The sequence below is a fragment of the Mesotoga infera genome (assembly GCF_900157305.1).
Lineage (GTDB): Bacteria > Thermotogota > Thermotogae > Petrotogales > Kosmotogaceae > Mesotoga > Mesotoga infera.
The window spans coordinates 1445929-1471889 of record NZ_LS974202.1; the positions used below are offsets into that span (position 1 = coordinate 1445929).

A 25961-nucleotide genomic window follows, 5' to 3' on the forward strand; every position below is an offset into this window, starting at 1 on the left:
GAGGAAGTCGAGTGTCGATAGAATTCAGGAAAGTTTCCAAAGAATATGAGAGCGGATTTAGGGCTGTTGATAACCTTGATATCACTTTTGAAGACAAGAAACTAACAATACTTATCGGTCCATCCGGGTGTGGCAAAACCACGACTTTGAAGATGATAAACAGATTGATCGAGCCCACAAGTGGCGAGATTTTGATTGATGGGGTCTCTCAGAAAGACATCGATCCAATTGTTTTGAGAAGGCAGATAGGCTATGTAATACAGGAAATCGGACTCTTTCCGCATATGAGCGTATTCGACAATATCGCCGTCGTTCCAAGATTGTTGAGGTGGGACGAATCCAGGATAAAGGAACACATATATGAGCTGCTAGATCTGGTCAATCTTGAACCGGAAGAGTTTGCAGAAAAGTATCCCGCCCAGCTGTCTGGTGGACAGAGGCAAAGGGTCGGAGTTGCGAGGGGATTGGCGTCCGATCCGAAGATTGTACTCATGGATGAGCCTTTCGGGGCGATTGACCCGATAAACAGAGAGAAGCTGCAGGATGGATTCCTGGAGATACAGTCAAAAATCGAAAAGACGATCGTGTTTGTCACTCACGATATACGGGAGGCAATAAAACTCGGAGACAAAATCGCGATACTCGATGAAGGCAAGCTTGTACAGTATGCCGACACAATGGAAGTGATCAATGAGCCGGCAAATGAGTTTGTCGAAGATCTTTTGGGTGCCGATAGGGCTCTTAAAGGCCTTGAATTGCTCAGAGTAAAAGACAACTACATCACAGATATCACTAAAATCGTCTACGGGCAAAACGGAATAACCGTTGGCGAAGCAGTGAAAACTCTTAAAGAAACTGAGAGAAAGTACTCTTTTATTGTCGATAGTAAGGGAAAACTAAAGGGTTATGTGTTGCTGAAATCCCTGCTAAAAAAACCAGAAGATACGAAACTGGGCGGCGAGTTGATCAGGAAGATCGAGACGATACAACCCCATTCCACGCTTATGGAAGCGATGTCGCTCATGATGAGCAGCGGACTCTCATCGTTACCCGTGATTGACGACAGGAACACTCTGCTTGGCATCCTTCGGTTCAGGGATCTGACAAAAATCGTCAGTTCATACAGTTCCGTCGCGGAGGAGTGATTCAATGGGCGTATTCGAATATATGTCAAGAAACTCCGAATATATACTGGAAAAATTTCTGGAGCACATCTTATTATTTTTATCTTCCTGGAGTATAGCCGTTGTAGTCGGTATAGCAATCGGAGTCTTTGTTACAAGACCCGGAAAGAGGAAGATCGGCAGAATTGTGCTTGCAGTGACAGGGGCAACTCAGGCCGTTCCCAGTATCGCAGTAATTGCCCTGGTCTTCCTGTTCATGGGAATTGGCGCAACACCCGCTGTCTTTGCGCTCTTTCTATACAGTCTAGTTCCGATAGTCTTCAATACCGCTTCGGGCTTGATGAGTGTATCACCGAAGATGAAAGAGGCCGCCAAAGGAATGGGCATGAAGGACAGGCAAATACTCTGGAAGGTTGAGTTTCCAGTAACTATTCCAACAATGCTATCGGGAATCAGGAGTTCTGCGACGATAAATATTGGTACGGCTGCTATTGCGGCTTCAATTGGAGCCGGTGGACTCGGGGAGATTATTTTCACAGGGCTTCGAATGAGTAGGGGTCCGATGATAATCGCCGGAGCCATTCCCGTAACGATACTGGCAATAGCGGTTGACATAGTCCTCGGTCTTTCTGAAAAAGCGATAACTTCGAAAGGCCTCAGAGTATAGAACACGGAGGTGTAGAAATTGAGAAAGGTACTGTTAATCACGACGATAATTTTAGTCATCGCAGCTATTTCATTTGGTCAGACGAGACTGAATGTGGGCGCGAAGAACTTTACCGAGCAGTATATTGCCAGTAGCATGATATCACTGCTTTTAGAGGATGCCGGGTTCAGAGTCACAGAGACCTTCGGCATGAGCTCGTTCGTTGCCAGAAACGCTTTGATAACCGGTCAGATCGATCTGTACGCAGACTATACGGGAACTGCCTGGCCGACATATCTTGGCCACGAAGTGATGATAAAGGATCCGATAGAGCTGTATGAAGCAGTCAAGGCGGAAGATCTCGAAAACGGCATAGTATGGCTCGATATGGCCGGCTTCAACAATACGTACGCCCTTGCGGTAACAAGGGAATACGCCACCGAGCACGGGCTCAAAACACTTGAAGATCTTGCCGAACTCACTCACGAGAAGTCCGATCTCCTCTTTGGAGTAGTCTACGAATTTCTTGAAAGAGACGACGGTTTCTGGCCAATGAGCGAAATGTACGGGTTCAACGTGAAAAGAAATCAGGTAAAGACGATGGAAATCGGCTTAACGTATGAAGCGCTTGCAAAGAAGCAGATCGATGTTGCCATGGTCTTTTCGACGGACGGAAAGCTCGAGAAGTATGGGCTTTTGGTGCTGGAAGATACAAAGAACTTCTTTCCATTCTATAATTTGGCTGTAACGGTAAGAAAAGACGTGCTCGACAGGAACCCGGAAATCGCGGATATACTGAGACCACTTTCAGTCTATTTAACTGAACCGATAATGATAAGGCTTAATTACCTTGTCGATGCCGAAGGTCTTGAACCCGATGAAGTCGCCCGAAACTTTCTGAAGGGTCTCGGTTTGATTAAGTAAGAAAAAGGAGCCGCTCTTGGGGCGGCTCTTCTTATATGTTCCTTATATTCCTAAAGGTCGTAGTAAAGCTTGAACTCGGCTGGCGAGGGAACACTGTTAACGTATTTGATCTCCTTTTCCTTCAGAGACGTCCATCTGCTGATCAGATCCTCCGGGAAAGTACCCTTAAGATAATCATTGTCCTCGGCTAACCCGTTAATCGCCGCCTTCAAATCAGACGGGAAGAACCTTATGCCCTTCTTTTCCTCTTCGGAGAGATTGTAGATATTCGATTCGATCGGACCGAAGCCCATTTCCGAGGGATTCATCTTCTCTTTCACGCCGTCTATGCCTGCGCAAAGCATGGCAGCTATTCCATAATAGGCGTTGCAGCTGGCATCAAGAGTTCTGTATTCGATCCTTGCCTTGGCAGGGTCCTTGACGTATCCGGGTATCCTGACGGCGGCACTCCTGTTGCCCCTGGCGAAGACGGCACATATCGGCGCTTCAAAACCGGGAACGAGTCGCCTGTACGAATTCGTGGAAGGGTTTCCGAAAGCCAGAAGAGAACCGGACAGAGAATGAAACAGTATCCCGGCCGTGTAGGAAAGGGCCATTGAACTCAGTCCACAGTATTCATCCCCGCTGAACAGATTCCTTCCAGAACCATCTCTAAGAAACTGATGCACGTGCATACCGTTGCCGGCCTCAGCAAAGAGTGGTTTGGGCATAAATGTCACGGTAAGTCCATGGCGATACGCGAGATTCTGCAAAACATACTTGGAGATCACGATAGAATCTGCGCTGCTTACTGCTTTCTGGAAGAGAAACTCTATCTCGTGCTGCGCGCTGCTGACTTCGTGGTGGTGGTACTTTACGGGAATGCCCAGTTTCTTCAGAGTCAAGACAACCTCGTTGCGGAACTCCGCCATCGAGTCGGCCGGAGGGCACCGGTGGTAACCGGATTTTTGATCGACTCTCGTCTCCTTAGAAAGAGTCCCGCTATTCCAGTAACCTTCAGATACCTCGACTCTATATCCGGCGCCGCTGGCAGATACGTCGTAAGAAACGCCTTCAAAGATGTGAAATTCGAGCTCGGGTCCAAAGAGAGCCTCGGCTGCGCCTACCGTCCTGAGTTTGCCGACGGCGCTTTTGAGAACATTCCTGGGATACTGCATAAAGGGCTTCCCATCGCTTGTCTTGATCACATCACAGAGAAACGAGAGCGTGGTGGCTTCGTAAAATGGATCGACGAAAGCGGTATCGGGATCGGGGACCATTATCATATCGCTGTCTTCCACTGTGGCATAACCGAAGTTCGAAGCGTCGAAACCGATTCCCTCTGCAAAGATGCTGTCGTCAAGGCGGTCTCCCGGAAGCATTACATGTCGAAGTCTTCCGTTTATATCCACAACCTTCAGATCGATGAAATCGATTTTCCCGTTGTATTTCATTAGCGATTCCTGCATTATGCACCTCCAAGATTGCGATCCGTGTTTAGTATTGTACATTCAAAAGAAACGGGCCTCAATTCCGACTATACTCTTACAGAGTCGTTGAAGAGGTTCTATGCCGCTCTATATTGTTCATTCTATTCTGTAAAAAAGTATGCTCTGAAGATGACGAGAATGACCTGAAGGGAGGAAAGACCGGGATGCCGGATCGGGTCCGGCATGACAGGAAGGAGGAAAGACCTCGAAAATGGGGACTGACGGGTTCCTGACGTCTGTCCCCGTTTTTCGCGAAGACCGGGACTTCTTGGAAAACCGTGATTCTGAGTCAAGCTCAGAATGACGGGAAGGGAGTAAGACTGTCATCCCGTGTCATCCCGTAATGCTCCTATACGGGACCCCGCTCTTTATATACGAGATCTCGTTCTTCTCGTCCGTCTCTAAAAAGAGGTAAGAGGAATGAGGCCAGAGGTAAGAAGATCAAAATCCCGCTCTTCCCGCCTCACACCTCTACCCTCTCACCTCTGGTTCTGCTCTTTCGAGGGAGCGGAGATGCCGGATCGGTGTCCGGCATGACGGGAAGGAGGAAGAGAGCCTGCCCTGAAATGCTCTCTAACATTGTAAGTCTGGAAAATTCTCGCTCTTTAACAGGTCTTACAAGAAGGGCTTAGTAACTCACAGCGATGCTAGAATTAAAATGATTACTAAAGGAGGTGATAGAATGAGATCTAAATTACTGATTCTCGCAATTATACTCCTTTGCGTTCTGTCGTTCTCTACTACCATTAAGATGTATCATGTCACTGACTACCATTCTCATGCGATTCCCTTCTACTCTGAAGGACAGCATGGATTTGGTGGAATCGCCAGGATCATAACTTACCTGAGAGAAAAGTCTGTGGACGAAAGCACGCTTGTGTTTTGCGGTGGAGATATGATAAACCTCGGAACCCCTGCGTGGTCCGACAAATTTCACGCGATAGAGCTGCCGTGGTTCAACAATATCTTCGACGCAATGGCTTTCGGAAATCACGATTCTGAGTATGGCCCGGAGGACTTCCAAGTAGTGTGGAGGCAATTGACGTATCCGATTCTTGGGGGAAATGTTCTGGATGCAAATGGTTCGCCTGTTTTCGAGTACCTCGGTAAGCGGTATCTTGTTTTTGAAGTTGAAGGAAAGAGGATCGGCGTCTTCGCGCTGGCCGGCTCCGATTATAGCGGCCTTGTGAAACCCGCCGCCAGGCCCGTTGAGGGAGCCACATTTGGAGATTTCATGGTGACAGCCACCGAGATTGTCGAAGAGATGAAAGCCGAAGAAGTAGATTTGATTGTATTTATAGGGCATGCCGAATATGAAGAGACACTCGAAATGGCGAGAAAGGTAGAAGGAATAGACCTGATTTTCGGTACGCACAGTCATCTAAAGATCCCTCTCACAAAGATCGATGGAACGGATACGTACTTCATCTCTCCTTACCAATACGGAACATATGTTTCGGAGGTAGTGGTTTACTTTGGAGCGGATGGCAAGAAGAGTATCTCGGGTTCACTTGTTCCAATGGATTCTTCCCTGCCTGAAGATCCAATTGTTGCCGGTAAAGTTGAAAGGCTTCAGTCGGAACTGGAAAGTGATCCGGCATTTGCCTACCTGTTCGAGTGGATAGGTGAAGTCGAGACCGAGCTGTCAGTTGCTAACGTCAATACGGGAGAATCGGTGTTGGGCAATTTCGTGATGGATGTCATAAGGGAGGCATCGGGAGCGGACGTGGCCCTTTCGACTTCGAGCAGTTTCAGAGCATCAATCGCTCCAGGATCCATCGTTTATGAGGATCTTAAGAACGCCCTTCCCTACGTCAATATAATCTATGTCTATGAAGTCAAAGGAGACACGCTTGAGAAGATTCTCAATCACTCGATAAGCCAGAGCGGCACCGGATTCTTCTCACAGGTCTCTGGAGTGCGTTTCGTGATAAGCAATGGAAAGGCCACGGCGGTTGAAGTTCAGGCAGATACGGAATGCCCGGACAGCTTCGAGCCTCTGAATCTTGAGAAGACCTACCTGGTCGCCACAACCAATTACCAGGGACTTTTCGCTCCGGGTTATAAAGACCTGTTTGCAGGCTTAAAATACACCGATACGGGATTGGATGTCCAGAAACTTGTCAAAGAGTACATGCAGAACAACAGTCCTGTTCGTGCGGCGCTCGACGGGAGAATAATTAAATAGCCAAAGCGGGGGTCGGAAGAGCTTAAACCGATACTCGGAGCGGTGAACGCTACTTAACGCTCTTTTCAAGCATGAGCCCGTTATTCTGGAAAATACAACGACTTACGTCTCTTTCTCTCTTCCGACCTTCTATCATTCCTCTTATCTCATGAGCCTGACATCTGCTGCCCTTGTTGGAACGAGAAACCGGTTCCGTTATCGACAGGCGTTTTCATTTGGAATATGAATTAGTTTAATGATACGCTCTAATTAGTCAAGCGGCTTTTTCAATTTTGCTTAGAAGGTGGGCGATGTCAATGAGGAGGGCTTATGCAGGAAGCCATTAACAGGATTCTTGACAGGTATCTTGTTGAGAAGAAAAAAAGTTTTGCAAACAACAAACTGGCAGACTATTTGAGGGGGCATGCCAGCGAAACGGTTCAAAAAGTCGTCGATTCGAAGTACCCGGGTCAGTTCAAAGTATCGGCTTCCGCCGGTCAGGGTAGATGGGCGGAGATTCCCTGGATAGGGGTATTCGATAAAGAGATCACCGAATCTCCTATGCGAGGCTATTTTGTGATGTACTTTTTCAGGTCGGATATGTCCAGAGTATTCCTTTCTCTCAATCAGGGCTGGATGTTTTTCAGAGATACTTATGGATTGGAGCTGGCCAAGGAGAAGATATCCACCGCGGCGAGGGCTTACAGAAAGCTGCTCGGACCCATCGGTCAGTTCGGCTATGAGAGCATATCGCTCGGAACGGAGAGAGAGCTTGGAACCGGGTACGAGTTGGGCCACATCTGCGGTAAGAGATACGAAAGGGGAGCGGTTCCCGACGATGAGACACTGAGAAGAGACCTGTTGGATATCGTGGATATTTACAGAAGGCTGAAAACGATTATCGGTACTGAAGCGATCGAAGAGAGAGTCAAGGCGATAATAGTCGAACAGGAGAAGATTCCGGATATTTCAGGTGAAGAGATTCTGGAAATTCCCGAAAAGATCGATTTAGAGTCAGTTACAGAGGTTGTTGCTGGAGAGTCAAAATTCATTGACAGGGTCGGTGATGACTTGAACACTCGTGAGGTAAGCGAGAGGGCAAAACTGTCCGGTGTAGAAACGGAGAAGTATCTTTCCGCGCTTGAGAAAGCGGGCTTTTTTTCATCTGAAATCGTCGATGGCGAGCGGTTTTATCCGGTCGAGAGTCCGGCGTTGGTCGCAAAGTTGGCGGCCTTTTCCGGTCAGGGCTTTTCGATCGAAGAGGCCATCGAAATTATCAAAGGCGGAGGCGCGATAGAGGCGAAAAAGCTGAAGGACCTGGAAAGAAAGGTTGAGAAGCTGTCAAACAACGTCGATTCTCTCTCCGCCCAGATTCAGGGATACTTAAGCAAGGTCAATCAGCAAACGGAAAGGAAAGGTTTCTGCTACCATTTCAAAGCGGCTTTCAAGAGCCTGGGAAAAAAGAAAAGCTGAGATTACTTTTCGGTTTATGGCACAGCCCTGGGGCATATTCTACTGGCGGGAACGGGCCCAGGTTAATTCATCCGGAAGCTCCCCTGCATTCAAGTCTTGAAGGAGTGTCAAAGCGTCTTTCTGAGGTATTCGTCGAAGTCAACCGGAAAGTTGTGGCCCATATTTTCGTAGATCTTCAGTTGTGAATTGGCTCCTTTTTCTCTGGCCATTTCGTGCAGTTTCACAGTTTCATTCGCGAAGGGGTCTCTGGCTCCGACGATGAATCTCAAAGCGCATAGCCCGGGAAAGCTCCCTATCTTTTCTCTGTACTTTTCGACTTCCCTGAAGGCGCCCACCACGATTATCGCCATGCGCGGGATTAGAATCCTTTCCAGGACCAGTTCGAAGGCCAGTCTTCCTCCCTGCGACGCGCCGGCGATGACGGTGTCGTTTTCGGTAAAGCCTCTTTTGGCCAGATAGGCCTTTATCAGGCTGGAGGTTTCTTTCTTTGCCAGCTCCATGTCGTCCCAGCAGTAGAGTCCCGTGCCCACGGTTTGAGAGGACTGTATTGCTACGAAGCTTTTATTCAGTGTGGGAACGGTTTCTCTGAAGTATTCCGAGATCTCCCCGGCGCCGGTCATCTTCATGTGAAGGGCGAAGAGCACGCCGTCAGACTTTTCCGGCGCGAATTCCAGCAGGACCGGTTTGCTGGCTTTTTTGGCTTTATCCCCGCGTTCCTTCAGGACTTCTACGACTTTTTCGAACCGGGACGTACCCCGCAACGCTTTCAGATCCTCTTCTTTTTCCAGCAGTCCGGCATCTATCCACTGGTCGGAAGCGGCGAGCTCCTCCAGAGCTTCCACGGCCTGTTCGTTCCTGCCCAGTAATCCCTGCATGCAGGCCTTCCAGTATTTGGTTTTGCATGCTTTGTCGGGAAAGATCGAATCGGCCTCTTGCACTATTTTCAGTGCCTCTTCGAGCCTTCCCCCGTTATAAGCTTCGAAGAAGTTCTTCTGGTAATCGTAGAAGTTGCCTTTCAACGATAGTCACTCCTTTCTTTGCCCATTCGGCTCTTTATACTCTTTCCGTATATCCTTGCCGCAAGCAGGTAGAAAACCGCGAAAATGAGGGCAATCAGAATGGCCAACATTCTGGAATGCTTTATGAAGATATCACCCAGATAGACTCCGCCGATCGTGAAGACTAGCGCGTATATGACATCTCCCAGCGAGAAGAGTAATATGGCCCTGATTTTGCGGGAGCCGCTGAAGCCGGCAAAAACAGGCACGTACTTTCCGATAACCGGTATCATCACTTTCGAGAAGAGATAGAAAAGCGCCGGAGATTTCAGAAAGATAGCCGTTCCGGCTATCATGAAGTTCTTCAGCCACCTTACGCTCTTTCCGGTGGAGTAATTTCCCACCAATCGCCCGGAAAGGTACCGGCCAATGAAGATGAAGGGTATGTCCGTTACGACCAGCGCAAGAATCGAGAGCGATACGACCTGTAAGAAACCGAGCAGCCCTGCCGCCACGAAGATGCCTCCGGCGACGATGAAAACCGGTATCCCTGACTGGTCGATTACGGTTCCAAAAAAGACGAGCAGATAGCCGTACTCGCTTATGAGTTCCAGGGCGCGTTCCATCAACAGCAGTTGAACAGCAGGTCCAGCAGGACGCATGTGGCGCAGGCCGCGGCGGTGCCGGCATCTTTCTTATCTATGTACGTTCCACCGACCCTCCATGTCTGATCGCGTCGTCTCAGCATTTCGTTGTTGGGATCTATCCTTCTTACCTCATCCCATGCGGCTCTCGCCTCTTCTTTATAGCCTATCGTTTCATACTGGATGGCCAGAAAGGCCAGGTAGTTCGGGTTTCTCCCGCCCATTTCGATAGCCTTATTTATTGCCGAGATGGCATCTGCGTGTCTGCCGAGCTCGGCACTGCTGAAGGCCAGATATGCATAGATCGCTTCTTCCCTCCCACCTCTGGATATGGCGGCGTTCAGATCTTCGATGGCGTTGTTGTGGTTGTTTTGCTGGTAGCGGGCCATTCCTCTTATGGCGTAGGCTTCGTAGCGGGAGGGGTTCATACCGATGGCCTTTGTGCAAAGCTGGACGGCCCTTTCCCATAGTCTTTGGGATAAATCCCCTGTGGCCTGTGCGATCAGAGCTTCATAGCTGGAGGCCGTAGAGGAGCTGTACCGCGAGGAGGCTACGCTGGCATTGCCGCCATCGTACTGGCGGCGTTTTTCAGGGTTGCCCAGTACCTCGTAGGCCTCGTTTATCTCTTTCATCTTCTGCTCGGCCAGCGACTGGAGTGGGTTGTTGGTATGTCTATCCGGATGGTACATCTTCACCAGTTCGCGATATTTGCTCTTTATCTCTTCGTCCGAAGCGTCGGGTCTGACCCCGAGGACTTCGTAATAATCAGGCATCTTTAACCCCCTTGTTGTACTTCTCCCTCGCGAGGGCAAGTTTGCCGACTACGAAGGAAAAAGTGCTGTCGATTATTTCTGTGAGGCACCGGTCGGTGCCGAACTTTCCACTGAGGGGAATCGCCTCCAGTGAAGAGTATACGCTATCTTCGACGTACTCGGCAAGGTTCGGTCCTTCGTGACCGAAAAGTACGTTGAAATCGCCGTGTCTTCTATCGGAATGGTAGTCTTCAAGAGCGTCGATAAGATACATGACCCTGAGCATTTCCCGGGCGATCTCAAGGCTTCGTTCAACCTTTCCGGCCGACGTGAAGAATTCGGCTATTAGCTTCGAAGCGAATCGGACGAATCCTTCCAGCCTCTCTAGCGGATTCGACGCCTCCTTCCTCTCGAGCTCGAGATTCTTCATACACTCCCTCTTCAATCCGTCGAGTGGGATTCCCCTCTGTCGGAGTTTCGCTCCGAGCTTTGCAAAAACACCTCTGAAAAGCGTGTCGAATAACCTGGATTTCACTCCCCGCCTCTCATCCAGCTCTTTGTCCCATCTGGCGAAGAGAACAGTTATAAGCGAGAGGTCGGCCAGAGGTTCGAAGACTTCAGGGCTGGAGACCAGAACCTCGACTCTTTTAGGTTGCATCACACATCTTTTTTTAATGACCTTTTCTTCGTCCACCGGAGGCATGAAGCCAGATTGAAGCGCGAAAAAGAGCGGGTCGTTCTGAAGAAGAAGTGCGGCCCTCCTGCCGTAGGTATTTCGTAGAGAATGACAGAGCGAGCAATATATTATCCGGTACTGTCTCTTCGACTGTGCGGAAAGCGCGGCCCCAGGCCTGAAATAACCCAACATCTTGTCTCCTTCGGGAGCTGGATCGGTTGTTGAGATTATATCGGAAGGTGCATAGCCAGTCAATTGCACGATCATAATGAAAGCCGGTTGATACTCAACCGGAAAACCTATAATATCAGTACTAGATCGACAAATATTACACGGGCGAGGTGAAAGAGATCGAAAGCATGAAGATTTACTACTACGGCGATCAGTGTCCCTGGAATTCATGGGCGCGCGGAGAGGCGAAAAAGGCTGCGGATTATCTGAGGTTATCGATTGAGGAGTTCGACATCACACATCTATCGCCCCCCGTCGGGCTCTTCTTCCCGTTCTCGATCCTCCTGAAAGGCATCACGATTGCCGGTCCCGTTCCCGCTCAACGACTGATAAAAATCTTAAAAACCGGGAAACCATCTGAATATTTCGAGCCGTATTCGCCAAACCCGAAGGGATCGTGCGACTCCATAAGGCTCTATTCGGGCGAGACGATCGTAGATGCGTGCCGCATATGCACTAACGGCGATAACTTCGGCATAGCCGAAAAGGGGGCCTGGCTGGAGAGGTTCGGCGGCAAAGATCACCTCTGCGCCGGAGCCGTGGCCTACTCGGGCGGCAGACCCGTAGCCTTCTGCGAGGCTATTCCCTCTCTCGAGTCACCTTACGCTATCCCGGCCGAAGACTCAATGGCCTTTATAAATTGCATTTACAACGCCATAATTGAACCTCTTGACTACAGGGTCGGATTGCTTGACTTTTTTCTTGGACGGCTGAGAACTCTGGGATATTCAAAGGTCGGCGTTCTCTCGGGGCTTCGCGCTCCCTTCCCGAACGGTCCCGAATCCTTCTTTCTTGAGATGGGGTTCACCCGGACGCGAAGAATACCCGGTACGATACTTATGAATTCCGGCATCGACGAGATAGTCTTTCTGTCCAGAGAGCTCTGAGATCCCTGCTAAAGGCGGAATCGATCGATATCTTTCAAACTCGATTTCTGCCGATGTACCCATTTGGCACCTTATCGCAGTTATCCATCGTTGAATCGCCATCTGTCAACTGTAAGTTCTAAGTGATGCTCTGTTTTCGAGATAAAACTCATGGTCGAATACGGAATGACCCCGCTGGAAGCTACTATGGCGGCTACAAAGATGAACTCCGAGCTCTCTGGAATCCAAGAGTTTACCGGGGCCCTTTCTCACGAATATCATCACTCCGGAAGGGCCTTTCTGAGGAGACCTGTGGAACTAAAAATCCAGGATCAAGGGGACTTAATTTACTCTCGTTTTGAGGTGCAGGAGATAGAATTTATAACCGGTATGGTCATTCAGGTCTCCTGATTGTCCCGCAGGAATGCAGCAAATCTTCAGCCTTCTACAAGCATCAAATTCCAGGATTACGACTCTTCAATCTCAAAAAGGACTCCTTCTCGTGTCAGCATCATGAAAAAAGCTATTCGGCAGTTATCGCTATACGGAATCCTACACCGTCTCGCTTATATGTCGGATCGAGTTTCTCGCGATCGGCGACTCTCACCAACCTCTCAATACTGAAAAAACTTCCCCCTCTGATAACTCTCTCCGTACCAACGCTGACAAATGGATTTGTCTTAGCCTGAGAAGTGTACGCTGAGTACATATCGCTACACCACTCGTGAACGTTGCCGCTCATATCATAAATCATGAGTACGTTAGGCGTTTTCAGTCCTATCGGCCAGGTTGTTATCCTCCCGACATTTTCGTTGTATGAATTTTCGCGGTACCAGGCAACATCACCGGCGATGTCGCCTCCCGAGTATTTGAATGGCGATTTGCTTTTTCCGCCTCTTGCCGCATATTCCCATTCAGCTTCGGTTGGCAGGCGGTATCCCACAACTTCCGAGGGATTTAAGGTGATCTCTCCGTCAGAATCGAGAAGATTTCCCAGGCCGTCATAAGCAATTGGGAGTCCCGCTCTTTCGCTGAGCCAGTTGCAGTAACTGATCGCATCCCACCAGGATACAAAAATCACCGGTCGTTTGCCCCGCCCCCATCCTGCATCTGCCGGTTTCGTCCTTTCTGTATCATCGCAGAACGCATCGAACTCGTCGAAAGTCACCTGATACTTCCCGATGTAATAGTCATACGTGATGGTTACGTCGTGTGTTGGGGTTTCATCGTCATAACCGTCTCCCCAGGTGTCTCCCATCGTGAATTGTCCACCCTCCACCAGAATCATCTGTTTTATAGAGGTGAAGTTCCACACAACAATATTCGAAATAGCATTTTTATCGTCAATTGCCCTGACTTCAAAAGTGTGAGCTCCAGATGTGTAATCGTTCCATGTATAAGTGGTTTGAAGGGCAACATCTTCCCAGATCAGCCCGTCTTTTCTGCATTCGTACTTTTTGATTGTTCCATCCGGATCATCTCCGCTCCATGTGAAAGTTCCAGTCGTTGTTTCGACTATTCCTTCAAGTCCACTGGCCTTCTGAACTACGGGAGGTTGATTTTCCTTCTTTGGACACCCCGTAAGAAACACGATCGCTGTAAGAATAAGAATAGCAAGGAGCTTCTTCATACTTTTACCTCCTCTCCGGTGTTCTCAATTCCACACATGATAACAAACAAATATGCCTCTTTGAACCTCATAAGGTTCTTCGTTGGTTTACTCCAAACTGTATGGGAATCTGGTTTCAAAGCCTTAAAAAACCATTCCATATGTACTTCTTGAATTTAATGATAGTTCAGAGAATTGGTCCGTGTTTTTTAGTCTATCATACATAATTGTCCTGGCAAATAGCGAACATCTGTCAGAAAAAACGGAACTCTGCCAAGTAATAAAGAGCATTCGAAAGTGCCGTCTTTTTTGCGCCCTCGACGAAGATCGTCATTTGTAAAGGATATTTGGGTATGAGAAGATTCCTGATCCTCCCTCAATTAGACACCATATCCAATAAACAAATCAGCAACAATTGAGGTAATCCAGAATAGGGTCATTAAGCACAAACTTCGAGAAGGCAAGAGTAACAACCGTTAGAAACAGTGCCGTTACTCTGGACAGGAGATCATCTCTGCCCCCTTTTCTGGGAATCTCCAATCTGACTCTTTCATTTTCTGGAACAGCCTCTCTATCTTCCATCGCTTTGAATATGTCTGTGAGTGCTTCTGCTTGAAGCTCGAATCCTTCTTTCTCGATTTCGGTCTCACTATGGCCCTTAGATCGCCTTCTTTGGTGAATTGGGACAAGAAGTTCCCTTTGAAATATCCCCTATCGGCTATAATCAGACCGTTGAGATTGTCGAGCATCTCCTTTCCAACTCTAGCATCGTCTTCGTTGGCCTGGGTCAGCTTGAATTTGACGGGTATCCCTTCTTCAGTAATTATGAAATGTCCCTTCTTTCCCCAAAAGAATCCGTCCCTGTTCTTGCCGAACTTCAGATTCTTACACTTTTTTATCCCCTGACTGGTGATGTCCTTTATCGGTGTCGAGTCGATTATGTATGTTCCGCCTTTTATGCTTTCTATGATTCTCCTGCTTATAGCTTCAATATCTAGCCTTCTCAGTCTATATGATAATGTCTGCCTGGACGGAAGCTCACCTATCACTTTCAGCAGCCTCTTCTTTCCTTCGATCATTTTGTACATCTCAACGATTGAGCTACAACGGAAAAGTATGAAAATCACATACAACAACACTATCGTTCTGTCCGAGTACTCTCTGGGTCTTCCTTTAACCTGCCTGTGCGCAGGTATTATCTCTCTCACCGCTTCCTTCACTTTTCTTATGTCCTTTGGTGTTATCATTTCTTCGGGACTCTCTCCTTTCGTTTTGTTTTTCTCATACAAAAAACATTCTAAATGGAGTTGAGTCCCTTTTCTTTTGACTTATTTCCTTCCTCGCCTATTTATTGGATACGGTCTTACAAATTCCTAATAATAGAAGTCGCAGCGATTTAGTTTGATTTTTTAATCATTATCTGACAATTCATATATTTACTTTTCGAATAAAATTGTGGTCGATCATTTGATATTATAAACAATTTTTTGTTATAATTAGTTTCACTGATCTAACCATGGATTGAGAGATTTTGATTCTGCGGATAATAGGGGGATATTAGTAAAATGAGGCTCGTTCCGAGAGCAAAAACCGAAGTCAAGAGCTTGAAGTTCTCTGTAGGTGTGTTGACAATCGTAATGATCGTTGCAAGTATTTACACAACATACTGCGTTGTAACACGATACGACATGCTAATCCAAAACCCAATATTGTGGAGCCTTGTCGCGGGTGTATATGTTTTTACGGGCCTGTCAGTAATCTATTATCTTATACTTGGCAGAGCCTATAGAAAGATGAGAAATAGTTTCTGAGCTCTTTTTGCCTTTATCCAGAAAAAAATGGCCTTGAAAGGGGCTAAATAATAGTGCATTTTTCTATGATGAATAATTCTTTCAGTTGAAAAAGCCGATGTTCGCTGTATAGAGTTCTTTAAAGGTATTTTTTCTCTCTTTCATGTAAAAACTGTATTCGGCCCGGGGTTCCACCCGGTCGTACTTTTTCTTTATATCTTCAACGACTTTTTCGAGAGCCTTGCCGCTCGTGGCGGATAGAGCGATCAGGGCGGCGCCTGTCGCCGAGTCGTACTGGCGGGGCGAGACCAGTAGTTCGTGGTCGAGCAAGGTGGCGATCAGCTGTAGTAGAACTTCGCTCCTTGCACCGCCGCCTGAAACGCAGATCTGGTTCGGTTCGAGCGCCGTTCTCTTTATTTCGTCATCTATCATGCTTATGTCCAGGGCAATGGCTTCGAAAACCGCACTCAAGATCTCTTTTCTGCCTGTTTCCATGGACAGCCCGAAGAGAATTCCTCTGGCTCTGGGGTTGTTGAAAGGGGTGCGCGCTCCTCCAAAAAACGGTAGCAGGATCATGTTTGATGGTTCGTATTCTTCCGCTCCAAAGCCCGACAACAGACTCTCTTTCTCGTACCTGTCAAGGCCGAACAGTCTGTCGGTCACCCAGTCAGTGAGGAGGCCGCCGCAGCTGGTAGCGCCACCGGCGGTGAATGATCCCGGGACGGCACCGGTTTCCACGAATAGGGCGGGTGATCTTACAGGTCTGTCGAGACACTGGATGTAAATCGAGGTCCCTCCAAGCGAGATGGAGACGTTTCCTGGCTCGAGGCAGGCGTTAGTTATGGTGTCGGAGCAGGCGTCTCCCGTTCCTGTGAAGACCGGGGTCCCATAACCAAGACCCGTTTCTTCGCAGGCCAATCTCGTTACCGTACCGGTAAGATCCGTTGCCCATTTTATATCGGGAATAATATCTGTCGAAAGGTCTGCGTGATCGAAGGGATCTTTGAAAATTTCCAGGGTGTTGAGGTTTATGAGGTTGCCCGCCGAAAGGGAGAACATATCCGAGGCAAATTGGCCGGTCAATCTGAAGGCTATGTAACCGTTCGCGGTCAAAACCCGGGTTGTCTTTTCGAATATCTGTGGTTCGTTTTTTCTCATCCAGAGGATCTTTGGAAGGATAGACTGGCTTGAATACTCTGTGTAAAGTGGATTGTCTCCAAACTCTCTCATGAAGTCGTTGAGTGATTCGATCTCTTTAACGGCCCTCTGATCGATGCCGTACATGAAAGACTTTCGCAGGGGTATTCCATCGTCCGATACGGGTAGTACGTTCGGACACATGGAGCTGAGTCCTATCGCTTTTATGCTCGAGAGGGAAATCTCTTTGCCCGCCATCGCGGTCAATTTCAAAAAGTCCTGCCACCACACCCGGGCGTCCTGCTCTGGATAGCCGTCATCGGAAAAGCTCTGTGAATGAGTGACCTTTGCGCTTGCGACAATACGGCCTTCTAGGTCTATGATAGATATCTTACTCGAAGTCGTACCGATATCGTATCCTGCGAAAAGCTCTCTTTCTTTCACGGCCGATAAATCCTCCCTCTCTAGATCGTACACATCAATCACGGGCAATAAAGAAAAACGGGGGAGCCTTTGCATTTAGTTAATCCTCGAATCGTATCTACCCTTCGAATACCGACAAAGCATATGGCTGCAAAAGACCCCCGAAAGCGCGTTAGTACTTCTTTTAGCTCGTTATTTCAGATAATCCTGAGCGTTCGCCGAGGTGATAAGAGGTGCGTCCATGTATATTACCCTTACGGCCCCGATGACTTCTTCGGGGCTGTTCCCCTCGACGACTATCTTCTGTATGAGTTCGGCAGCTTTGATGGCTGAATCTCCGAAGGGCTGCAGGATCGTGGCTACGACGGCCGTGTTGTTGGCAGCTATCATTTTTATGTTTCTTTCGTTGCCGTCAATTCCGACCACGAACATATCTTCTTGAGTATAGCCGGCCGCCTTGATCGCCAGAGATACCGCATAAGCCGGGTCGTCCCAGGCGCACCAGACCGCGTCGATCTTGTCACCGTACTTGAGCAGATACGATTCCATGGTTCTCTGTGCGTCTTCCACGAATCCCGCCGGCGGCAGGTGATGGACTTCGAGCACTTTGATGTTCGGCTCTTCCGTCAGTACCACGTCCAGCGCCTTTCCTCTGAAGCGGGTTCCATAGAATTGATCGAATTTGAATACTATGATGTTTCCCTTGTGGTTCAGTCTGTCGACCAGGTATGTGGCAATCTTTGCGCCCATCTCCCAGTTGTTGGTGAGAATATCGGCAGTCAGCAGGTCACTGTACTCTGAGTCGATTCCGATCACGGGAATGCCAGCCTCTTTCGCCGCGGTGAGCGAGGAAGTCAGCGAGCTCGCCTGTCCCATGGCGACCACTATGAGATCTACTTTCTTCGACACGTAGTTTTCCACCAGATTGTTCATCGTCTCCCAGGAGCCTGCGGAGTTCGAGACGTAAATGGTCCAACCGTTGGTCTTTGAAATGGCTTCGAGATTTTGGGCGATAGTTGCCTGAGTTACCGCAGAAAGGTTGGCCGCGACGAAGCCGATCTCGACACCGAAGGCCAGAGAAACGAGTAACATAATCGCAAGAACAAGAACTACCTTTTTCATAGTTACCACACCTCCCGTTGTTTGCCTTAGAAGCTCTCAGAACTTCTGAATGAAGTCATCGCGACAGCCAGAATTATGATCGCTCCTTTGGCGATGTACTGAAAGAAATACGACACTCCCATTATCACTAGACCGTTGTTTATAACTCCGATGATCAAAGCTCCCACAAAAGTTCCCGGCACGTTCGGCCTGCCCACCTTGATCGTGGTCATGCCCAGAAAGGAGGCGGCTATCGCATCCATGAGATAAGCGTCACCCGCGGTCGGCTGTCCAGATCCCAACCTGGAGGCTAGAATACAGCCGGTGAAGGCCGCGAGGGCGCCGGAGATTATCATTCCGACCACGCGGAGAAGCCTGACGTTGATGCCCGACAGGAAGGAGGCTTTCACACTGCCCCCTATTGAGTACATCCACTTTCCCATCTTCGTCTTTTCCATCGCGAAGGTGAAGACGACTATGACCACCGCCATTATGAAGACCTGGACGGGGATTCCCAGAACTCTTTTCTGCGCGATCGCGAGGAAGGAATCGGGGAAGATCCCGTAAACCTCTTGACCTCTGGTGAACATGAAGTTGATACCGGTCGCGATCGTACCGAGGGCGAGGGTTGCGATGAAGGCGGAGATCTTCAATCTGGTGATCAGAATTCCTGCGATCACGCCGAAGAGCGCGCCCATGCCCACCGTTATGAGTATGGAGCCAAATACGCCCAGGCCTTTCAAAATCAGAGAAGTCACTATAACTCCCGAAAGGCTCGCCACCGATGCGATAGACATGTCAAAATCACCAGGTATCATACAGACGGTCATCCCGGTCGCTATTATCGTCAGCATGGAAATATGGGAGAGGATATTTATGAGATTTCTGGAAGTGAGAAACGTTTCGGTCATGATCGAGAAAAACACTACTATGCCGATCAAGGCTAGAATAGTGCCGTACTTCTGAAAGAGCAGCCCTATCTTATTCATCTTTTTCACTCCTTGCGGCGAGACTATCGCTGAGCGCATTTTCGAGAATCGAGTGTTGGTCGTACTCCCCTCTTTTGAATTCCGCCGTGATCCTTCCCAGGCGCATGACATAGATCCTGTCGGCTATGCCCAGCAATTCTCTGATATCCGAGGAAACGAACAACACCCCGCAACCCTTCTTCGCAATTTCTTGCATTATCCTGTAAAACTCGCTCTTGGCTCCGACATCTATTCCCTGGGTTGGTTCATCGAATATGAATACCCTGGATTCCGGTCCCAGAAGCCATTTCCCCAGAACCACCTTCTGCTGGTTGCCACCGCTCAGGTGGGAGATGATCGTCTTCAGCGACGGAGCCTTTATTTTCAGTTCGCTCGATACTTTGCCGGCCCTGGCTCTGGACTCTCTAGAGTTGATCACACCTAACCTGGTCAACGTTCCAAGGAATGGGGAGGTCAGGTTGTCTATAACCGACATATCCTGGACAACCCCCTCCCTCCTTCTGTCCTCCGGGCAGAGATAGACACCGGCCCTCATGGCTTTCGATGGGCCTTTTATCCTGATTTTTTCGTTGTTTATCGTTATTTCGCCGCTATCGATTTCGTGGGCGCCAAAGATCGATTTCATGAGCTCCGTCCTTCCAGAGCCGACCATTCCGAAGAAGCCCACTATCTCTCCCCTCTTCACCTCGAAGGAGATATCCTTCAACCCGAATCTCGCCACGTTCAGATTCGAAACCTTGAGAATTTCCTCACCGATTTCTGAAGACCGCTTGGGGTATTGATCAACCAGATCCCTGTTGGTCATGAGCTTTATGAGGTCGCGTGTTGATAGTTCCGAAGAAGCGAAGGTGCCTTCGTAGCAGCCGTTTCTGAGGACGGAGATTCTATCGCAGAGGTTGAAAACTTCGTCCAGATGGTGGGAGACGAAAATGATGCTTATGCCGGACTTTTTTAGATTTTTGAGTATCTCGAAAAGGTTGTCCGTATCGCTTTGGGTTATCGAGGCAGTCGGCTCATCTAAAACCAGTACCTTTGAATTCATGCTCAGCGCCCTGAGGATCTCGACCATCTTCTGCTTTGCAACACTTAGAGTTCCGACCGGAATACCTAGCGGCACTACGATTCCGTACTTATCACACAGTCTCTTCGTGTCGGATTTGATCTCCCTGCCTTTCAGCACAGAAAGCCGGGAAGGTTCCCTACCCAGCCAGATGTTTTCCTCGGCAGTGAAAAACGGATCCAGAACGGTGTCCTGATAGACTACTCCTATGCCCCTGTGAAGGGCATCGGAAGGACTGCTCAATTTTACAGGCTTGCCGAACAGTCTGAGTTCTCCCGAAGTCTGTTGAAAGACTCCGGCGAGTATATTTATGAGCGTGGATTTTCCGGCTCCGTTTTCACCGACAAGTCCATGAATCTCTCCTTCTTCCAGAGAGAAGTCGATATTGTCGAGAGCAACGACCCCGGGGAACTCCTTCCTGACCGAGATCATTTCAACAACCTTCATGATTATCTCCCGAAGTGTTTCGAGTAAGCCTCTTCGGCGGACACGCCATCGTTGACTATATCCTTCAAGGCCAGTAGCATCTCTACCGGTCTTTCGTGCTGCCAGACGTTTCTGCCCATATCGACCCCGCGTGCTCCTGCCCTGGTGGCGTTTTCGGCGATCTTCAGGACATCCAGCACCGAATCCATTTTCGGACCGCCGGCGATGACTATGGGTATGCCGGCCGCTGCCTCGACGACCTTCTCGAATTTCTCGTCGCAGTAATACGTTTTGACGATATCGGCTCCCATCTCCACGGCAACTCTCACAGCCAGCGAAAGATATCTGGGATCGGTTTTGCGCTCCCGGTCCTTACCGATCGCAGTTACGGCCAACACCGGGAGACCGTAGGTTTCACATTCATCACAAAGCTGGGCCAGGTCGCGTATAGTAGAGTGTTCGTTTGGAGTGCCGACGTAAATCGAGGTAGCGACGGCATCCGCAGACAGTCTCAACGCTTCGATAACCGTTGTTGTTATGCTTTCGTTAGTCAAATCTTCTCCGGCGATGGTCGCCGCGCCGCTCACTCGAAGTACGATTCCGACGTGCCCGTTCGGTGTGTAGCAGTTTCGCAGTATCCCTTTGTTGAGCATTATGGAATCGGTGAACGACGTGAGCTTATCTAGCATCTCGGCCGGTCTTTCCAGACCCTGCATGGGACCGAGAGCCATACCGTGATCGAGAGCCAGCATTATAGTTTTTCCGGATCTGTTGAATATCCTTGAGAGTCTGTTTGCCTTACCGAACAACTCACTCACCAACCTTTATTCCGACTTTAATAGACCTGCCCTCTACGGCGTCTTTGAAGGCCTCTTCGAAATCGGAGAATTCATAGATTCTTTTTGTGAAAGGTCTCAAATCGAGCTTGCCGCTATTGATAAGTGCGATGGCGGCCATGAAATCCTTAGAGGCAAAGCCCGTGGTACCGGTCAATTTCACACCGTTGTAGTGAATTATATTGGGATCGAAGAGAGCTTTCGTCCCTTTCGAATAGCCGCCGAAGAGTACCATGTTTCCGAATAACTTCACTTTTGGCAGATATTCATCGATCAATTCTGGAACGGGCGCGGTGAGTACTATCGAGTTGTACTTGCCCGTATCTCCGCTGGAAATGGCGAACCCCAGTTCTTCGGCCAGTTCTAGCCTCCCTTGCCTTTTATCGGTGATTACCACAGTCTGACCGTAAACGTCTCGCAAGGTCATAGCGTTCAGCATACCCATTATCCCGGCCCCGACGACCAGTGCCGAATTGCCAGGCTGCAGCTCCATATGTCTGCAGGAAGTCAATGCACAGGCCATGGGTTCCGCAAGGGCGGCCTCTTTAGCCTTGTCTTTCGCAACCTTTGCAACTCCCTTCCTGGCGTAACCGGCATCGATCGAAAGAAACTCGGTTATGGCTCCGTTACTGGGAAAGTCTCTGTTTCTACATCCCTCGGGGTAACCGTTGATACACTGCTCGCATTCCCCGCAGTTCACGAAGGGTGCTACAGCCACATAATCACCGACTTCGAACTCCGTAACGTTCCGACCGGTTTCGTCTATCCTTCCAGAACATTCGTGGCCAAGTATGGTCGGAGGCTTGATCATCGGGTGTCCCTGCTTATAGGTCTTTATATCTGTAGAGCAAATGAAGGAGTAGAGTATCTTGACAAGAATTCCATCTTCTCCAATTTTTGGCTTTTCTACATCTCTGATTGAGATCTTTCCGATTCCTTCGTACATCACTGCCTTCATCCACGCACCTCCTGCTGCGTAACTAGCATCTGGGCTGTCCTTATATCCGTGAAGAGAGTGGTTATGTAACCTCTTGAAAGGGCTGCCCGTATTCCGTCTACTTTGTGCTCCCCGCCGCTCAAACAGATCCTCTCGGGAACTTTTAGCATATCGTTGAAGGGGATTCCCAGAAGAACCTCTTCGATGTTCTGGCAGACTATTTCACCGCTCTTGCCCATGAAACGAGAGACAATATCGCCGACAGCGTGCTTTCTGACCAGTTCGAGTATCATATCGCCGGGAAGGTTTGAGTCTAGAACGGCCGACATTCCAGCCGGAGCCCCCAGACCAAATATGACCGCTTCGAGGTTCGACCACTCGGCGATGGCCGTCTGGACAGACTGTACCTGCTTCATGATTTTCAACTGCTCCTGATTGTTGAAAATCGCGGGAGCGGCCAGAAAAATAGGGGTCGCTCCCAGAGAACCGGCCATTTTCTCGACGATGTTGTTGATCTGATAAGTCTTTTCCGACTGTCCGAGACCTCCGAGGAGCGGTATTATCTTCATCTCGGGAAATCTGGCGAGATTATCCGGTAGGCTCATTACGGCCTCATAAACGGTCGTACCCCAACCCAGCCCGATATAACGCTTGCCTTCGAGCAGCTTCGTAAGGTTTTTCTGGAAGGAGAGAGCTATCCTCTGCTTTATCTCCTTGTCGGTCCCCTTTATAGAGGCTACGACATGGGCTTCCCTTATGGCGTATTTCTCTACTATTTCTCTCTCGAGAGAGGAGAGATCGAAAGATTCCGGCCCGACGAGCTCGATCTTCACCATTCCCAGTCTGCGGGCGCTGGTGAGCAATCTGGAGACTTTCGACCTCGAAAGTCCCAGCTCGGCGGCTATCTGCTCCTGGTTCATCTCGTTGATGTAATACATCTCTGCGGCCCTGTAAGCTAGACTGACTTCATCCATCTTCATCATCTTACCTCGAAGCGAATACCTCTCTGACTTTCTTCAAGAAGCCGGTTCTGTCCTTTTCTTGAAAGAGGTTTCGACCTATAGCCGCGCCTTTAGCACCAGCTTTTGCCGCGTCTTCGAGAGAAACGAAGAAATCCCGGTTCTTCTCGCCCCCGGCTATGATCACGGGAACGGGACATGATCGAACGACCTCGCCGTAATTTGCGGTCATCATGGTCTTTATAACGTTCGCTCCGAGCTCGGCTCCTATCCGCGAAATATTCGCTATAACTTCTGGAGAGGAGTAGTCTTCCTTCCTGTAAGGCAGCATCTCGGCTATGACTGGTATCCCGTACCTCTGGTAATCCCAGACGGCTTTCGAAAGAGCGTGGAGGGCATCGGAGTCTCTCTCCTGACCGACGATTCCCATAACTATTACCGCGTCGGCTCCAAGCCTCAGTGCCTGTTCCGGATCGAGAAAGTATTTCGTGTTGCCGATATCGCCCGATAAAGCCGAACCGGCGTGCGTTACCCTTATAATAAGAAGTTTATTCGCATTGAAAGAAGCGATTCGCGAAACCACTCCGGGGTTCAGCAGTATTCCGTCGATGTCGAGAGTTTCAATCTCGCTTATATAGCGTCCGATATCCTCTAAACCCAGCGGAACACCGGCGAACTGGCCGTGATCGGCTGCGGCAACGATCAGAGAACCACGAGAAAACATTCTATCCAATCTTCTTTCCAGGCCATTCATAAAGTTCCTCCATTTCTTTTGCACAATTGTGCATCACATTTTTTCAATTCAAACCTATGATATCACTTTTGAAAGCGTCAAGTCAAGAATGTAAAAAAAGTACATTAACAGGTATGGAAAAACCTTGCCGGAAAGAAAGTGTTTGTGGCAAAATCTTTTACGTCGCTAATCTGACAAATCGGTACGGGAGGTAAAGGAATGGCAGATGAGAAGATTGTGAAGCAGCCACGCAGGTATTTGCCGGAGGACCTCGATCTTTCGGTGTGGAAGAACGTCGAGACCGAGCTGAAGAGACTGGAAGAGTATCCTGTGGACAGTGTTAACTCTCTGGAAGAGTTCCTCTACAGATGGAGCGAACTCTATATGGCGATCCAGGAGCAGCTTGCCTGGAGGTACATAGAGATGACGAGGTTTGCCGACAACGAAGAAAAGAGGAAGAACTATTCTAACTTCTATGCCGGGGTGTTCTCCAGAGCCGAACCCTACAAAATGAGGCTGCTGAAGAAGTATTATGACAGTCCCTACAGGGCCGAGCTCGACACTTTAAGGTACGAGAATTTTGACAGGATAGTGGCCAACACCATCGAGATGTTCAGAGAGGAAAACCTTCCGCTCGAGGTAAAGGAAAAGGAGTTATCCTCCGCTTATGGCGCTACGATAGGCTCTTTGACGGTAGAATACGCTGGTAAGGAGTACACGCTCTCTCAACTCTCCAAATTCCAGCAGGAGCCAGACAGAAAAGTGAGAGAGGAGACATGGAGACTCTCGATGGAGAAGCTTTCAACTGTCCACGACAGGTTGGAGGAGCTTTTTGATCAGCTGAAGGAGATCAGGATACCTCAGGCCAAAAATGCAGGTTTCGAAAACTACAGAGATTTCATGCATGCCAAGAAGAACAGGTTCGTCTATTCGGTCGAGGATATCTTCAGATTTCACGATTCAGTCGAGGCCGTGGTCGTACCCTTCGTGAAAAAACTGAACGAGAGTAGAAAAAAAGAGATCGGAGTGGAATCGCTCAGACCCTGGGATACACAGGTAGAACCCTCGGGAAAAGTATTGAAGCCCTTCGACGGCATGGATGACTTCATAGGAAAGGCCATCGCCGTTCTCTCCAGAGTCGACAGACAGTTCGGTCTCAATCTACAAAAAATGAAAAATACAGGACTGCTGGATCTGGAAAATAGAAAGGGGAAGGCTCCCGGGGGTTATAACTACCCGCTGGACGAAACGGGGGCGCCCTTCATATTCATGAACGCCACCGGAACGCCGGGCAACGTCAGAACTATTCTCCACGAATCGGGCCACGCCATGCACTCCTTCTCGACTGTGGGCGAGAGAATAATACTGTACAGACACACAACGCACGAAGCGGCCGAGCTCGCCTCGATGTCGATGGAACTGCTCACCATGGATCACTGGGACGAATACTACCCTGACAGCGAAGAACTGAAATTGGCGAAAAAAGAGGAGCTGACCGGAACTATAAGCTTCCTGCCCTGGTGCATGACGGTCGATGCCTTCCAGCAGTGGATCTACTCCAATCCCGACCACACGCCCGACGAGAGGGACGAGAAGTTCGCCGGTATCTTCGCCAGGTTCGAAGGCGGGATCGATTGGTCAGGTCTAGAGCGGGAGCGGCGAATCCGCTGGCTGCTTCAGCCCCATATCTTCACCAACCCCTTCTACTACATAGAGTACGGTATCGCCCAGCTCGGAGCCCTTGCCATATACAGAAATTACAGACTCGACAGGGAAAAGGCCATAGCCGATTACAAGAGGTTTCTCTCTCTGGGATACTCCAGACCTCTCGATGAACTGTACGAAGCGGCGGGGATCAAGTTCGACTTTTCGAAGTCATATATATCCGAGCTGGTCAATTTCGTCGGGGGAGAGATAGAGCGGCTCTAGAAAAACGATCCGATCGTAGTTTTATTTGCGGGGAGCAGAGTCTCGAAAACAGGATTCGCGGA

General features: G+C 49.1%; 23 protein-coding genes. 8 read left to right on the forward strand and 15 right to left on the reverse strand.

From position 1 onward, the window contains the following. The first annotated feature begins 11 nt into the window (after positions 1–11). The 3 genes from MESINF_RS06440 to MESINF_RS06450 are packed head-to-tail and all read left to right on the forward strand — an operon-like array spanning position 12 to position 2694. On the forward strand, positions 12–1145 hold the full coding sequence (locus tag MESINF_RS06440; RefSeq protein WP_169699056.1) for a betaine/proline/choline family ABC transporter ATP-binding protein: 1134 nt from the start codon (positions 12–14) through the stop codon (positions 1143–1145). A 4-nt stretch (positions 1146–1149) separates the two neighbouring features. Further along, positions 1150–1791, forward strand: a complete 642-nt coding sequence (locus MESINF_RS06445) for an ABC transporter permease (protein ID WP_169699057.1) — start codon at positions 1150–1152, stop codon at positions 1789–1791. Positions 1792–1809: 18 nt separating this feature from the next. Next, entirely contained in the window at positions 1810–2694 is an 885-nt protein-coding gene (locus MESINF_RS06450) for an ABC transporter substrate-binding protein (RefSeq protein WP_169699058.1), read from the forward strand. Between the two features lie 50 nt (positions 2695–2744). On the opposite strand, the gene glnA is transcribed toward MESINF_RS06450, so the two are convergent. Beyond that, positions 2745–4142, reverse strand: coding sequence for a type I glutamate--ammonia ligase (gene glnA / locus MESINF_RS06455; protein WP_169699059.1), 1398 nt, complete (start codon positions 4140–4142; stop codon positions 2745–2747). Positions 4143–4845: 703 nt separating this feature from the next. Here glnA and MESINF_RS06460 point away from each other — a divergent pair. Both MESINF_RS06460 and MESINF_RS06465 read left to right on the forward strand, forming a co-directional pair. Beyond that, the gene (locus MESINF_RS06460; RefSeq protein WP_169699060.1) at positions 4846–6351 is read left to right on the forward strand and encodes a bifunctional metallophosphatase/5'-nucleotidase; all 1506 of its coding nucleotides are present in this window, start codon (positions 4846–4848) and stop codon (positions 6349–6351) included. Positions 6352–6660: 309 nt separating this feature from the next. Next, complete coding sequence (locus MESINF_RS06465; protein WP_169699061.1) at positions 6661–7803, forward strand: MrcB family domain-containing protein; 1143 nt, start codon at positions 6661–6663, stop codon at positions 7801–7803. A gap of 107 nt (positions 7804–7910) precedes the next feature. Here the strand turns inward: MESINF_RS06465 and MESINF_RS06470 are convergent, their stop codons facing one another. From MESINF_RS06470 to MESINF_RS06485, 4 genes are read right to left on the reverse strand one after another with little or no spacing between them, the layout of a single operon-like run. Next, positions 7911–8822 carry a TPR end-of-group domain-containing protein gene (locus tag MESINF_RS06470; protein WP_169699062.1) on the reverse strand — a complete coding sequence of 304 codons (912 nt, stop codon included), beginning with the start codon at positions 8820–8822 and terminating at the stop codon, positions 7911–7913. Beyond that, positions 8819–9430, reverse strand: coding sequence for a DedA family protein (locus MESINF_RS06475; protein ID WP_169699063.1), 612 nt, complete (start codon positions 9428–9430; stop codon positions 8819–8821). The genes MESINF_RS06470 and MESINF_RS06475 overlap by 4 nt, the downstream gene beginning before the upstream one ends. Continuing rightward, on the reverse strand, positions 9427–10218 hold the full coding sequence (locus tag MESINF_RS06480; RefSeq protein WP_169699064.1) for a J domain-containing protein: 792 nt from the start codon (positions 10216–10218) through the stop codon (positions 9427–9429). The genes MESINF_RS06475 and MESINF_RS06480 overlap by 4 nt, the downstream gene beginning before the upstream one ends. Continuing rightward, positions 10211–11065 carry a DUF5685 family protein gene (locus tag MESINF_RS06485; protein ID WP_169699065.1) on the reverse strand — a complete coding sequence of 285 codons (855 nt, stop codon included), beginning with the start codon at positions 11063–11065 and terminating at the stop codon, positions 10211–10213. Before MESINF_RS06485 ends, MESINF_RS06480 begins: the two co-directional genes overlap by 8 nt. A gap of 167 nt (positions 11066–11232) precedes the next feature. Here MESINF_RS06485 and MESINF_RS06490 point away from each other — a divergent pair, with 167 nt between their 5' ends. Beyond that, positions 11233–11991 carry a GNAT family N-acetyltransferase gene (locus MESINF_RS06490; protein ID WP_169699066.1) on the forward strand — a complete coding sequence of 253 codons (759 nt, stop codon included), beginning with the start codon at positions 11233–11235 and terminating at the stop codon, positions 11989–11991. A 150-nt stretch (positions 11992–12141) separates the two neighbouring features. After that, a complete protein-coding gene (locus MESINF_RS06495; protein WP_169699067.1) occupies positions 12142–12381 on the forward strand; it encodes a hypothetical protein in 240 nt (79 codons plus the stop codon). A gap of 112 nt (positions 12382–12493) precedes the next feature. On the opposite strand, the gene MESINF_RS06500 is transcribed toward MESINF_RS06495, so the two are convergent. From MESINF_RS06500 to MESINF_RS06545, 10 genes are all read right to left on the reverse strand, one after another. After that, positions 12494–13600: a formylglycine-generating enzyme family protein gene (locus MESINF_RS06500; RefSeq protein ID WP_231936894.1), complete on the reverse strand. Its 1107-nt coding sequence runs from the start codon at positions 13598–13600 to the stop codon at positions 12494–12496. A 470-nt stretch (positions 13601–14070) separates the two neighbouring features. Further along, positions 14071–14826: a transposase gene (locus MESINF_RS06505; RefSeq protein WP_169699068.1), complete on the reverse strand. Its 756-nt coding sequence runs from the start codon at positions 14824–14826 to the stop codon at positions 14071–14073. A 645-nt stretch (positions 14827–15471) separates the two neighbouring features. Beyond that, on the reverse strand, positions 15472–16950 hold the full coding sequence (locus MESINF_RS06510; protein ID WP_169699069.1) for a xylulokinase: 1479 nt from the start codon (positions 16948–16950) through the stop codon (positions 15472–15474). A gap of 171 nt (positions 16951–17121) precedes the next feature. Next, positions 17122–18051: a sugar ABC transporter substrate-binding protein gene (locus MESINF_RS06515; protein ID WP_169699070.1), complete on the reverse strand. Its 930-nt coding sequence runs from the start codon at positions 18049–18051 to the stop codon at positions 17122–17124. Positions 18052–18077: 26 nt separating this feature from the next. Next, positions 18078–19019 carry an ABC transporter permease gene (locus tag MESINF_RS06520; protein ID WP_169699071.1) on the reverse strand — a complete coding sequence of 314 codons (942 nt, stop codon included), beginning with the start codon at positions 19017–19019 and terminating at the stop codon, positions 18078–18080. Continuing rightward, positions 19012–20526, reverse strand: a complete 1515-nt coding sequence (locus MESINF_RS06525) for a sugar ABC transporter ATP-binding protein (protein ID WP_169699072.1) — start codon at positions 20524–20526, stop codon at positions 19012–19014. The genes MESINF_RS06520 and MESINF_RS06525 overlap by 8 nt, the downstream gene beginning before the upstream one ends. A gap of 2 nt (positions 20527–20528) precedes the next feature. Beyond that, entirely contained in the window at positions 20529–21323 is a 795-nt protein-coding gene (gene lsrF, locus MESINF_RS06530; RefSeq protein ID WP_197712718.1) for a 3-hydroxy-5-phosphonooxypentane-2,4-dione thiolase, read from the reverse strand. After that, positions 21316–22299 (reverse strand): zinc-dependent alcohol dehydrogenase, encoded by a 984-nt coding sequence (locus MESINF_RS06535; RefSeq protein WP_169699073.1) that lies wholly within the window; start codon positions 22297–22299, stop codon positions 21316–21318. Before MESINF_RS06535 ends, lsrF begins: the two co-directional genes overlap by 8 nt. Continuing rightward, the gene (locus MESINF_RS06540; RefSeq protein ID WP_169699074.1) at positions 22296–23261 is read right to left on the reverse strand and encodes a sugar-binding transcriptional regulator; all 966 of its coding nucleotides are present in this window, start codon (positions 23259–23261) and stop codon (positions 22296–22298) included. The genes MESINF_RS06535 and MESINF_RS06540 overlap by 4 nt, the downstream gene beginning before the upstream one ends. A 1-nt stretch (position 23262) precedes the next feature. After that, positions 23263–23991 carry a class I fructose-bisphosphate aldolase gene (locus MESINF_RS06545; protein ID WP_169699075.1) on the reverse strand — a complete coding sequence of 243 codons (729 nt, stop codon included), beginning with the start codon at positions 23989–23991 and terminating at the stop codon, positions 23263–23265. 198 nt (positions 23992–24189) lie between these two features. On the opposite strand from MESINF_RS06545, the gene MESINF_RS06550 reads away from it, so the two are divergent. Next, on the forward strand, positions 24190–25899 hold the full coding sequence (locus MESINF_RS06550) for a M3 family oligoendopeptidase (RefSeq protein WP_169699076.1): 1710 nt from the start codon (positions 24190–24192) through the stop codon (positions 25897–25899). Positions 25900–25961: the final 62 nt, after the last annotated feature.